The sequence below is a fragment of the Ruegeria sp. C5 genome (assembly GCF_056537605.1).
On the sequence record NZ_JBQFRX010000001.1, the window covers coordinates 344033 to 355919 of the forward strand.

Consider the following 11887-nt stretch of genomic DNA (forward strand, 5'->3'; position numbering starts at 1 on the left):
CAGGCGGGGCTGACAATTCCGGTTGCATAGCGCTACTTGTCAGGACACATTGCGCGCGTTGTTGCGGAGGATGGCATGATAGACGATCTCGATCTCGCCAAATTGGATCTGCGTGATCCAGCTGAGATGGAAAAGCTGAGACATGCTGTTCGCCAGATCGGATTTCTAACGATCTTCAATTCCGGCCTTGATGCCGCCCGTGTGAAGCAGGTGATCGACACTTATCGCGATTTTTTTCGTCAACCCGATGAGATCAAGCAGAGCGTCGATATGGCAGCTACGGGTGCCAACCGCGGTTGGGGTGCGCCGCGTTCCGAACAGGTGGATCTCAGGGCGAACCCGGATTTCAAAGAAGTCTTTGATAGCGGTTTTGAACTGCCAGCCGATGATCCCTATGCGGGGCGTGGATTAAGTGTGTATGCCCCAAATCTCTGGCCAGACGGGGCCGACGCGTTTCGGAGAACGATCCAGAGTTACTATTCAGACGCCTGCTCAGTTGCCATTCGCGTTTTGCGCGCGATTGCGATTGCCATCGGTAGGGATGCAAACAGTTTTGATGCGGCCTTTGATACGCCAATGGCGCTGCTGCGCGGTAACTTCTATCCGCAACGTCCTGATTGGGCAGGGGAAAAGGACTTTGGTATCGGCGCGCATACGGATTATGGCTGCCTGACTTTGCTGGCCACGGACGGCACACCGGGTCTGGAAGTTCGTATGTCTGATGGCGATTGGCAAGCTGTAAACGCCACGCCGGGACAATTCATAATCAATTTCGGGGAGATGCTGGAGTTTTGGACGGCAGGAGAAGTCAAAGCGACCGAGCATAGAGTCAAAGGCAGCGTGAACGAGAGGATCTCGGTTCCGTTGTTCTTTAATCCTTCTTACGACACAAATGTTGCGCCGCCGGGTTCATACGCCACGATCCGCGCCGGAGAGCACCTGACGCGGCGATTTAATGAGACCTACGTCCACCTAAAAGCTGCGAGTTAGCGTTGTTCAGCCAAGGTTTCGTCGAACTTAATCGATTCTCCGCATCCGCATGCATCGACTACATTCGGGTTCCGGAACTTGAACCCGGCCTCAAGCAGTGAAACCTCGTAGTCGATCTCGGTTCCGAACAGGAACATCTGTGCCATGGGGGCGATCATAACACGCGCGCCATCCTGCTCGACCACTTCGTCGTTCGGGTCGGCATCATCGACGTAGTCCATGGTGTATTCCATCCCCGCGCAGCCGCCTTTCTTGACGCCGATGCGCAATCCGGTGTGACCGCCGGATTTCATAAGCCGAACAATCTGTTCAGCGGCTTTAGGTGTCATGGTCACGGCTTGTTTGCCGGGAATGCCAAACATGGTGGGCTCCGTTATCGCGCGTTATCTCTAATCTAAGGCCGACACGCGCCGGGCTCAAGAGAGAGCCTGTTCAAATACACACTCCGCGCAGGGTTGTCACGATGGTGCGCAAAGCTTTAGCGTATCTGAAGTAAAGGACAGGCATTCCAGAGAGGTTTGGATCGATGAGAGCGCAGAACTGGGCAGGAGCCGCCATTTTCACATCTATGTTGTTGGCGTCCGCGTCTGCGGCATTTGCGATAGATGACACAAAACGGCACCCGGTCAACTGTGCTACCGCACCCGGTGATCTGCGCGCAATCGCAGCTGAAAAGAAACATGCCGAGGACCAGCAGGCTGAAAGCGTGTTCTCGATCCTCCCTGCCGGTGCCTTGCTGGGTCTCGTCACAGGAACCGAGAGCAAGCACCTGAAGATGCTGTCAGGCGACTATATAAAAGAGCTGGACGCGCGCGCTGCTGAAATCAAATCGACCTGTAACTTAGAATAATCAAACAAAAAGGGCCGCTCTCGGGCAAGAGCGGCCCGGAATGGGCCCATTGAATGGGGGATGGCTATGGTCAGAGGCCCATGCAATTCACGAAGTATGTCAATTTAGCGGGGCAATCGGATAAGACGCCCGCTACTCGACATCCTGCGCCAGCACGTCCAGCAGATCGAAAAACGCATGCTTAATCACTGGGTCAGTACCTGAGGACCTTGTGACCCAGCATTGTGACAACATGAAAACGGTTAAGTAACACGCAGTACACCGTTTTGTAACATCGCCATGTTTTTTGTGAGTAAGTCGAGAGTTACATGAAACCCAGCTCAAGCCGGGCTTCATCTGACATCATTTCCATGCCCCAAGGTGGCTCCCAAGTCAGTTCGACGTCGACCTCTTTGACGCCAGCAACGGGTTCGATAGCTTCCACGATCCAACCGGGCATTTCGCCTGCGACAGGACAGCCTGGCGCAGTGAGGGTCATGATCACCTTGACCGCGTTTTCTCCGGTGATGTCGATCGTATAGATCAGACCGAGATCGTAGATATTGACTGGTATTTCTGGGTCAAACACCGTCCGGCAAGCTTCGACCACGGGTTCGTAGAGCGGGTGATCGATGGTCGAGGGAGCGATCAGGGGGCTGCCTTCGAACTGTTCACTGGGGTGGGTCATTGATGCCTCGGGTCTGTTACCTGAGAAATTATATAGGGAAAGTGCCGGGCAGCGTCCAGAGGTGCCGTGGCGCCTGATTTGAGCGCCACGACAGATCAGTCGTTGATGTCGTGCTTGAAGGTTTTGACCTGACCGTGCGGCAGGGCAAACATACGGCGCAGAACCAGCCATGCGACCAGTGACAGAACAGCAAATATCAACAGCAGAACGGGCAGGGATAGCGTGAGGCCAGGGATCAGCAAAACCACTCCGGTAATGGCTGCACCGATGGCAAAACCCAGGAAAATGAAGCCGGGCAGCGCGACCTCAAGGATGCCCAGAGCAAGTGCTCCGGCCAACCAAATCCACCACGTCAGCCAGAAAGGATCGGCCATCATTTTCCTCCTTTAAGCATGTTAAAGGCATTGCCGAAGGCTTCAAGTGCGTTTGCAGGCACAACGATGGTCTGCGAGCCGGTGCCGTTGCCTAGGGCGTTCAGCGATTCCACCTGTTTCAACGCAACCTGATACTGTGCCGCTTCCAGCCCGTTGTCTTGAATGGCCTTTGCTACGACCTGAGTCGCATAAGCTTCGGCCTCAGCCGAGATTCGGCGGGCCTTGGCGGTCTGCTCTGCCGCATAAAGTTCGGCATCTGCCTGCAGCTCAACGGCACGCTTTTGGCCCTCGGCCTCGGTCACCTGCGCGCGGCGGGCACGTTCGGCGTTCAATTGCTGCAACATCGCGTCACGAGTGGCCTGATCAAGATTTACGTCCAGAATCTCGGCGCGGGTTACTTCGATCCCCCAATCGTCAACAGCGGTTTCTACGCTTTCCTGAATACGTTCAATCAGTTGCGCCCGGTTCGATTGCACTTCATCCAGGTCCATCTTACCGATCTCGGCGCGGACGATACCGGCTACAGTCGTTGCAATCGCACCGTCGACATCGCGGATGCGATAGACCGTCTTTTCCGGCTCGAGAATGCGGTAGAACACCGAAGTATCGATCTGCACCAGAACATTGTCCTTGGTAATTGCGTCTTGCGTTGCGTTTGGCAACTGACGCTCAAGGATGGATATCTTGTGGCGGGCAACATCTAGAAAAGGAACGATAAAATTGATCCCGGGCCCAAGCACCGAATGCAGGCGGCCAAACCGTTCAACAACGTATTTCTCGGATTGAGGCACGATCTTGATGCCCTTGAAGATGACAATGGCAATAAGCGCCGCTGCCAGCAGGTAGATAATGTTCGAAGTAATCAGTCCGATAATCTGGTCTTCTATCATACTGTCCTCATTTATTGTGTACTATGGTATACATATGGGGATTGAATCGCTCAATTTCAACTCTGGTATGGATTGTACAGGCTGGAATGCAAATCTGTGAAAGCGTTCATACCGGCCAGAAATTCCCTTTTGTGGCAGCTTTGCATCCCACTGGTGTTTGCGTTATCGGACGAGGATGAAACTGATTATCGATACAGACCCCGGCATCGACGACGCAATGGCCATTGCCTATGCCGCCGCTGCGTCCGAAATTGACCTGATCGGCCTGACCACCGTGTTCGGCAACACCCATGTGCATCAATCCAGCCGCAATGCGCGATTTCTGGTGGACAAACTGGGGCTCGGCATTCCCGTGGCCCAAGGCGCGCCCTTCGCATTGGGAGAGATCGCGCATTCACCTTCGGAACATGTGCACGGCCCCGAAGGCTTTGGTGACCTGACCCAGATTGAAGAGATCGGTGAAAACCACGCCCTGTCCGCCGCAGAGTTTCTTGTCGACATGGCGCGCAGCCATCGCGGAGAGCTGGTCGTATGCGCGGTTGGGCCATTGACCAATATCGCTGATGCCATGCGATTGGACCCTGAGTTTGCAGAGAATCTTGGCAAGCTCGTCATCATGGGCGGGGCCGTGTACTGCCCGGGCAACATCACCGAACATGCCGAGGCGAATATCTATCACGATGCCAAAGCTGCAGACGAAGTCTTTGCCGCGCCGCCGCCTACGATTCTGGTGGGATTGGATGTGACTCTGAAAACGCTCTACGAGACCGCTGATTTTGAGGCGCTCGCTGAACGTTCCCCTGACATGGGTGGTTTTCTGCGTGATATCTCGCGCTTCTATTTAAAGTTCTATAAAGAGATCGGTGGGCTTGAAGGGTGCGGACTGCATGACTCGACTGCCGTTATCGCCTGCACCCATGAACCGATGTTCGAAATGGTCGAAACGGGTTTGCAGGTGGCGTTGGACGGGGCTGAAATCGGTGCGACTCGTCCTGACCCTGCACGGCCACCAGTGCGAGTGTGCCGGGATGTCGATGGGGCAGGGGTGGTGCGCCTGTTTACGGACCGTGTAGCCTCGCTGCCCTGACGGGTTGCAATGCCCTTGCAGATCGGGCAAAGCCTGCCCGGTTCAGCGATCCAAGGCGTTACCATGACCCAGCGATTTTCTTTCGACCTGAAATCCACCGATGGCAAGGCCCGCACAGGCGTGATCAACACGCCGCGCGGTGAGGTGCGGACGCCAGCGTTCATGCCTGTGGGCACAGCCGCGACCGTCAAGGCGATGATGCCGGAAAGTGTGCGCGCCACGGGTGCCGATATTCTGTTGGGCAACACCTATCATCTGATGCTGCGCCCAACGGCCGAGCGTATCGATCGTTTGGGAGGCCTGCACAAGTTCATGAACTGGGACCGGCCCATCCTGACGGATTCTGGCGGATTTCAGGTGATGTCGCTGGCCGGTCTGCGCAAACTGACCGAGAAGGGCGTGACCTTTAAATCTCACGTCGATGGCTCGAAGCACGAATTGACGCCGGAACGGTCGATGGAAATCCAGCGGCTTTTGGGCTCGGACATCGTCATGTGCTTTGATGAATGCCCTGCGCTGCCCGCCGATCGCGACCGTATCGCCGAGTCCATGCGCCTTTCGATGCGGTGGGCTGCACGGTCACGTGAAGCGTTTGGAGACCGCCCTGGACATGCCCTGTTTGGGATCATGCAGGGCGGGCTGGAACAAGATCTTCGGGAAGAAAGTGCCGAGGCACTTAAGCAGGTCGGTTTTGAAGGCTACGCCGTCGGCGGCCTTGCCGTGGGTGAGGGGCAGGAGGCCATGTTCAGCTGCCTTGACTATGCGCCTGACTTCTTGCCCCAGGATAAACCGCGTTATCTGATGGGCGTAGGCAAGCCTGATGATATCGTAGGTGCCGTTGCACGTGGGATAGATATGATGGATTGCGTTCTACCTTCGCGGTCGGGTCGTACCGGGCAGGTGTTCACGCGTTATGGTGTGGTCAATATCAAGAACGCCCGCCATGCTGACGACCCACGCCCGCTGGATGAGAACTGCACATGCCCCGCGTGTTCAAGTTATTCTCGCGCCTACTTGCATCACGTGTTCCGCTCGAATGAGATGATCTCGGGCATGCTGCTGACTTGGCACAATCTGCATTACTTTCAGGATATCATGCAGAGAATGCGGGACGCGATTTCACAGGGCACATTCGCAGAGTGGCAATCGCAATTCCACGCGCTTCGGGAGCAAGGCGATATTGAACCGCTGTAGATTGTGGCCATTGCGGTGACAAACGCGGTATTTTTTGCTATACTGTTCGCGCATTATTTACCATTTTCATTTGTTTTGTTCAGGAGGATTCAATGCCTCGCTTTATTGTTTCTATCGCAATCGTTCTTTGCGCATCGACATCTCTTGCGGATGTCTGGACCTTCGAAACCCCGTCCGAGAATATTCAGTGTGTCGTCGGGCAGGGGGCGAGTGTTTCGGACCTGTCTTGCACTATAATTGAGCGGAGTGGTGCGCCTGCGTTCCCGCGCCCGGCGGATTGTCAGTCGGACTGGGGACATGATTTTTTCATGACCAATACGGGCGCCGTCCGCATGCTGTGCCAACCAGTCAGCCATAACCGGGATGGATTTGACCGTGCAGACTACGGCGTAACCGGAGAGTTTGGCGGGTTCGTTTGCCATTCCTCGAAAAAGGGCTTGGAATGTAGAAACGAAGTCGGTCATGGCTTCTTTTTGTCCCGAGCTAAGCAGAGGGTGTTCTGATCCACGCTGGATGATTTGTTGCCCGTTTTAATGCTGGGTTCGCTAAAATCGGTGGATATGTCTGTCGGATGCCTTGAAGTCCCCAAATCATCCGGTCATGCTGCATCACGACAAACGACGATGAGGTTGAAATGGGGGAACAGGTGCCCCACCTTTATCGTCCAAGACAGGAGATGGCCAAAGGTTGCCTGAATCAGGGACCAGCGCCGTCTTGCCAATGATAAGGATAGAGCATGCAAGAGCCTCTGAATTCCTCATACCCCGTCCTGCCGCTGCGCGATATCGTGGTCTTCCCACATATGATCGTGCCGCTGTTCGTGGGCCGTGACAAATCGGTCCGCGCCCTGGAAGAGGTGATGCAGGATGACAAGCAAATTCTGTTGTCCAGCCAGATTGATCCTGGTGAGGATGATCCGGAAATCGACGGTATCTACCGCTCGGGCGTTCTGGCCAACGTGCTGCAACTGCTGAAACTGCCCGATGGCACCGTGAAGGTGCTTGTCGAGGGGCAGGCGCGGGTGCAGATCACAGAATTCCTTGAAAACGATCAGTTTTTCGAAGCGCGCGCCGAGTATCTGACCGAGATTCCGGGCGATGTCACCACGACCGAAGCACTGCTGCGCACCGTCGCCGATGAGTTCGAGCGCTATGCCAAAGTGCGCAAGAACATCCCCGAAGAAGCGCTGGCCGCTGTTGGTGAAACCACCGAGCCTGCAAAGTTGGCCGACCTTGTGTCAGGTCATCTGGGCATCGAGGTTGAACAGAAACAGGAACTGCTTGAGACGCTCTCGGTGAGCGAGCGGCTTGAGAAGGTCTATGGCCTTATGCAGGGCGAAATGTCGGTTCTGCAGGTCGAGAAAAAGATCAAGACCCGCGTCAAATCCCAGATGGAGAAGACGCAGCGCGAGTACTATCTGAATGAGCAGATGAAAGCCATTCAGAAGGAGCTTGGCGATGGTGAGGACGGCAGCAACGAAGTTGCCGAACTGGAAGCCAAGATCAACGAGACCAAGCTGTCGAAAGAGGCGCGCGAAAAGGCCGAAGGTGAGCTGAAAAAGCTTAAGAACATGTCGCCCATGTCGGCTGAAGCGACCGTTGTGCGCAACTATCTGGACTGGATCCTGTCACTGCCGTGGGGCACCAAATCTCGCGTTAAAAAGGATCTGGGTCGCGCGCAGGACATTCTGGACGCCGATCATTATGGACTTGAGAAAGTCAAAGAGCGGATCGTCGAATATCTGGCGGTTCAGCAGCGCTCGAAAAAGCTGAAAGGCCCGATCCTGTGCCTTGTTGGCCCTCCGGGTGTGGGTAAAACCTCGCTGGGTAAATCGGTCGCAAAAGCCACGGGGCGCGAATTCATTCGCATCTCGCTGGGTGGTGTGCGCGACGAATCTGAGATTCGTGGCCACCGTCGGACTTATATCGGGTCGATGCCCGGCAAGATCATTCAGGCGCTGAAGAAGGCGAAAACCACAAACCCTCTCATCCTGCTCGATGAAATCGACAAGATGGGGCAGGATTTCCGTGGCGATCCAGCCTCGGCGATGCTGGAGGTGTTGGACCCGGAACAGAACAACACGTTCATGGATCATTATCTTGAGGTCGAATATGACCTGTCCAACGTGATGTTCCTGACCACGTCTAACAGCTACAACATGCCTGGGCCTCTGCTAGACCGGATGGAGATCATCCCGCTGGCCGGTTACACCGAAGAGGAAAAGAGCGAGATCGCCAAGCAACACCTGATCGACAAACAGGTCAAAAACCATGGTCTGAAAGCCAAGGAGTTTGAGCTGACCGATGAGGCGCTGCAATCGATCATCCGCACCTATACCCGCGAGGCGGGTGTGCGGAACCTCGAACGCGAAATCGCCAAAGTGGCGCGGAAATCGCTGACCAAGATCATCAAGAAAGAGGCGGAGACCGTAAAGGTGACGCCCGACAATCTGGATGATTTTCTTGGAGTGCCCAAGTTCCGTTATGGCTTGGCTGAACAGGACGATCAGGTTGGTGTAGTCACTGGCTTGGCCTGGACTTCGGTCGGTGGTGATCTGCTGCATATCGAGGCTCTGAAACTGCCCGGCAAAGGGCGGATGAAGACCACTGGTAAGCTGGGCGATGTGATGAAGGAATCGATCGACGCGGCGTCGTCTTACGTCCGATCGATTTCGCCTCAGATCGGGGTTAAACCGCCGCAGTTCGACAAAATCGATATCCACGTGCACGTGCCCGATGGTGCGACGCCAAAGGATGGTCCGTCTGCGGGCTTGGCTATGGTGACCTCGATTGTTTCGGTCCTGACCGGTATTCCTGTGCGCAAGGACATCGCCATGACAGGCGAGGTTTCGCTGCGCGGCAACGCGATGCCGATTGGCGGGCTGAAAGAAAAACTGCTGGCTGCCCTGCGTGGCGGGATCAAGACCGTCCTCATTCCCGAAGAGAATGAAAAGGATCTGGCGGATATCCCCGACAACGTGAAAGAAGGGCTGGAGATCATCGCGGTCAAACACGTCTCGGAGGTACTAGAGCAGGCATTGATACGTAAGCCCGAGTCAATTGAGTGGGATGAGGCCGCTGCCGCTGCCGCCAAGGCGGCCGAAGGGGCAGGACCGTCGGCAACAGCCCACTAAGCCTGAAACAGATTAACTAGAAAGGCGGGGTTATTCCCCGCCTTTTTTGTTCAAAGCCCAATGACAGGTTTGGCCGGGTCCAGCACCTCTTCGTTTTCGATGTAAGCCTGGAATTTTTTGTCTGACAGCGCCGAGCGCACGGCGAGCGCAAAAATCACCGCCGAAAATGCCGCACACAGCACAATATCCCAACCAAACGGGATCTGCTTTTGCGCGCCTTCTCCAAACTGACCCATGTAAGAGATCAGCCCCAAACCACAGAAATAGGGCATCAGCCAAAGCGCCTCGGTCGCGTCCATTTCATCGAGCCGATTGTGAAAGCGGATCAGCAGCAGCGCCATGCCGATGAGCAGTGCAATTCCCAGCCTCCAGACCGTGTCCCATCCGCTCCAGTAGACGATCAGGGTTGAGATCGCGAAGGCCGTGAGCCCGACAAGTTTGACGGCGGGAATACGGATTGAGCGCGGGCGGTCAGGCATCAGATCGCGTAAGCACACCACGGCGATTGGGCCGACCGCGAATGAAAGCACAATGGCGGCCCCGTTCAGGGCGATTACGGTTGCGAACGGGACCGTCAGTAAAAACAGAGTGCCAATCAGAAAGTTGAGAGCCAAGGCCCAAAGCGGTACTCCGAACGATGACAAGATCTGCAAACGTTTCGGCAGGAACCCGTTTTGCGACAGGGCCAGAGCGATACGGGCGTTCGATCCAGTTGCAACCAACCCATTGCCAAACGGGCCGATGACCGACCCGACGTTCAGCAAGCTGAGGAACCACAATATCCCGACGGACATGATGACGCCATCCAACGGACCTTGCCCACCGAAGCTGAGACTCGCCCAGCCATCGCGGATCATTGTGGGATCAAGCGCGCCGATAAAGGCCACCTGTAATCCAAGGTAGATCAGGGCACATAATACAATGGACAGAACCAGAGCAGCCGGGATGTCGAATTTTGGGTTTCGAACTTCTCCCGCCATATCAACAACATGTCGGAAACCTATAAAGGAAAAGATCACTCCACCGGTTGATACTGCGGCCATGATGCCTTTCAGGCCGTAGGGGGCGAATCCGTCAGGTGCGGAGAAATTCTGCACGTCAAAGCGGGTCGCGATCAACAACACGGACAAAACTATCGGAATGGCAATCTTGGCCCAGGTCAGCGTTGCATTTACCTGTGCAAAAAATTTCACGCCTAGTGCGTTCACAGCGACGAACAGCAACATGAACAGCAAGGCGACCGAAACACCAGCGCCGGTCAGTTCGCCGGTATCTGCGGCGTGGAGCCATGACGCGTAGGGTGCGAGGTATTTAAGCATGGCTTCAACTTCGATCGGAGCGGTGGTGTTGTAGCCAATCCAGGCCGTCCATCCCATCGCCATCGACACGATGTTGCCGTGTGAGAACTGAGGGACGCGTGCGATTCCGCCTGGGATAGGTAACATCGCTGAAATCTCGGCGAAGGTTATTGCCAGTATGAACATCGCAACGGCGCCAATAATCCAAGAAAGAACCGCGGCGGGGCCTGCGTGTTGCACGGCGAGCAGGGGGCCGAAAAGCCAGCCTGACCCAATGATTCCTCCAACCGAAATGAAGGTCAGGCCGACCAGGCCAATTTCCCGCTTCAGTTTCGCCATGTTATTTCTCGCCCAAAGAGGGGTGCCTTATTGGTGGCTATGACATCAGGATAAGCAGGCCACGGGAAACATGGCAAGCACCACATATCATGCAGAAAAATCGCGAAAACGAGGTCTGACCGATTCATCTTCTAAATCCTGCTGGGCGTGTTCTTCGAAACGCGATCGCCGGCAATAGGTATTTGAAGTGGAATCGACTCGGAACATGAGGCACGCTGATCGTCTGTGCCAAGGTAGGAGAACCCAGGATGCCTCTGTACAATGATATGTTCGAGCTTTCGGTCGAAGATATGGATATAATCGAAGAGGCCATGCGTCATGCCATAGCTTCCAGATCGAATGGCCCTGTTGACGAGAGGGTAGAAGAAAGGGAAACCCGTGAAGACTTTGTGCGCAAGGCACACGACCTTCTGGGGCGTCTGCATGACCAAAAGGTTTTTTATCGTCCTAAATCCGGCGTGTATGTCGGAGGATGACAGCATTGTGCTCGCAGCGTTGAACCAAATGGCTCCAAAACGCTTCAACTATGCCGCATAAGCATTTGAATAATATGGTGGGTGATAAGAGATTTGAACTCCTGACATCTTCGATGTGAACGAAGCGCTCTACCACTGAGCTAATCACCCATAGCGGCGTTTGATACAGCGGCTTGTGTTTCGCCGCAAGTTCAAAGCGTTCAAATTGCAGCGCGTCAGACGAAATCCGGTTTTCACACATTGCCCGCCAAGTCGTATAGATCGGAAAAAATCAGGTTCGAGCAAAAAACTTGAAAACGCCGCTTGACGATGCCGGGGTGTAGCCATAATACACCCCAACGTTCAGAGATGAACGGGCAGTGGGCGGTTGTAGCTCAGTTGGTTAGAGTACCGGCCTGTCACGCCGGGGGTCGCGGGTTCGAGCCCCGTCAACCGCGCCATCGCTGCCAGCCTTTGATCCGGGCAAACGGATCGCACATAGACCCTAAATGCGCGGTTGTAGCTCAGTTGGTTAGAGTACCGGCCTGTCACGCCGGGGGTCGCGGGTTCGAGCCCCGTCAACCGCGCCATTTTCCTTCGATTTAGAAAG

At 55.1% G+C, this 11887-nt stretch carries 12 protein-coding genes and 3 tRNA genes; 9 read left to right on the forward strand and 6 right to left on the reverse strand.

Annotated features, from left to right (window positions below):
• The first annotated feature begins 75 nt into the window (after nt 1-75).
• The gene (locus ACR0AW_RS01715) at nt 76-990 is read left to right on the forward strand and encodes an isopenicillin N synthase family oxygenase (protein WP_170732076.1); all 915 of its coding nucleotides are present in this window, start codon (nt 76-78) and stop codon (nt 988-990) included.
• On the opposite strand, the gene ACR0AW_RS01720 is transcribed toward ACR0AW_RS01715, so the two are convergent.
• Nucleotides 987-1352 carry a HesB/IscA family protein gene (locus tag ACR0AW_RS01720; protein WP_170465407.1) on the reverse strand — a complete coding sequence of 122 codons (366 nt, stop codon included), beginning with the start codon at nt 1350-1352 and terminating at the stop codon, nt 987-989. The two genes, ACR0AW_RS01715 and ACR0AW_RS01720, sit on opposite strands and share 4 nt — an antisense overlap.
• 164 nt (nt 1353-1516) lie before the next feature.
• Between ACR0AW_RS01720 and ACR0AW_RS01725 the strand changes: the two genes are divergently transcribed.
• The gene (locus tag ACR0AW_RS01725) at nt 1517-1840 is read left to right on the forward strand and encodes a hypothetical protein (protein WP_170732077.1); all 324 of its coding nucleotides are present in this window, start codon (nt 1517-1519) and stop codon (nt 1838-1840) included.
• Between the two features lie 304 nt (nt 1841-2144).
• Here the strand turns inward: ACR0AW_RS01725 and ACR0AW_RS01730 are convergent, their stop codons facing one another.
• The 3 genes from ACR0AW_RS01730 to ACR0AW_RS01740 form a co-directional block, all read right to left on the reverse strand.
• Entirely contained in the window at nt 2145-2507 is a 363-nt protein-coding gene (locus ACR0AW_RS01730; protein ID WP_170393211.1) for an SUF system Fe-S cluster assembly protein, read from the reverse strand.
• A 95-nt stretch (nt 2508-2602) separates the two neighbouring features.
• Nucleotides 2603-2881 (reverse strand): NfeD family protein, encoded by a 279-nt coding sequence (locus ACR0AW_RS01735; protein ID WP_170421372.1) that lies wholly within the window; start codon nt 2879-2881, stop codon nt 2603-2605.
• On the reverse strand, nt 2881-3771 hold the full coding sequence (locus ACR0AW_RS01740) for an SPFH domain-containing protein (protein ID WP_170393209.1): 891 nt from the start codon (nt 3769-3771) through the stop codon (nt 2881-2883). The genes ACR0AW_RS01735 and ACR0AW_RS01740 overlap by 1 nt, the downstream gene beginning before the upstream one ends.
• Nucleotides 3772-3946: 175 nt before the next feature.
• On the opposite strand from ACR0AW_RS01740, the gene ACR0AW_RS01745 reads away from it, so the two are divergent.
• From ACR0AW_RS01745 to lon, 4 genes are all read left to right on the forward strand, one after another.
• Nucleotides 3947-4858, forward strand: coding sequence for a nucleoside hydrolase (locus ACR0AW_RS01745; RefSeq protein ID WP_170562904.1), 912 nt, complete (start codon nt 3947-3949; stop codon nt 4856-4858).
• A 63-nt stretch (nt 4859-4921) separates the two neighbouring features.
• Nucleotides 4922-6052 (forward strand): tRNA guanosine(34) transglycosylase Tgt, encoded by a 1131-nt coding sequence (gene tgt, locus ACR0AW_RS01750; RefSeq protein ID WP_170732438.1) that lies wholly within the window; start codon nt 4922-4924, stop codon nt 6050-6052.
• A gap of 92 nt (nt 6053-6144) precedes the next feature.
• A complete protein-coding gene (locus tag ACR0AW_RS01755; protein ID WP_170405494.1) occupies nt 6145-6555 on the forward strand; it encodes a DUF6636 domain-containing protein in 411 nt (136 codons plus the stop codon).
• 233 nt (nt 6556-6788) lie between these two features.
• On the forward strand, nt 6789-9185 hold the full coding sequence (lon, locus tag ACR0AW_RS01760) for an endopeptidase La (protein WP_170732080.1): 2397 nt from the start codon (nt 6789-6791) through the stop codon (nt 9183-9185).
• A gap of 50 nt (nt 9186-9235) precedes the next feature.
• Here lon and ACR0AW_RS01765 read toward each other — a convergent pair whose 3' ends face one another.
• Nucleotides 9236-10822, reverse strand: coding sequence for an APC family permease (locus ACR0AW_RS01765; protein WP_170562901.1), 1587 nt, complete (start codon nt 10820-10822; stop codon nt 9236-9238).
• Nucleotides 10823-11070: 248 nt separating this feature from the next.
• On the opposite strand from ACR0AW_RS01765, the gene ACR0AW_RS01770 reads away from it, so the two are divergent.
• A complete protein-coding gene (locus ACR0AW_RS01770) occupies nt 11071-11298 on the forward strand; it encodes a hypothetical protein (protein ID WP_170393204.1) in 228 nt (75 codons plus the stop codon).
• Nucleotides 11299-11373: 75 nt separating this feature from the next.
• Here the strand turns inward: ACR0AW_RS01770 and ACR0AW_RS01775 are convergent.
• A tRNA-Val gene (locus tag ACR0AW_RS01775) sits at nt 11374-11448 on the reverse strand.
• A gap of 213 nt (nt 11449-11661) precedes the next feature.
• Here ACR0AW_RS01775 and ACR0AW_RS01780 point away from each other — a divergent pair.
• Nucleotides 11662-11738: transfer RNA gene (locus tag ACR0AW_RS01780), tRNA-Asp, on the forward strand.
• A gap of 52 nt (nt 11739-11790) precedes the next feature.
• A tRNA-Asp gene (locus tag ACR0AW_RS01785) sits at nt 11791-11867 on the forward strand.
• The last annotated feature ends 20 nt before the right edge of the window (nt 11868-11887 follow it).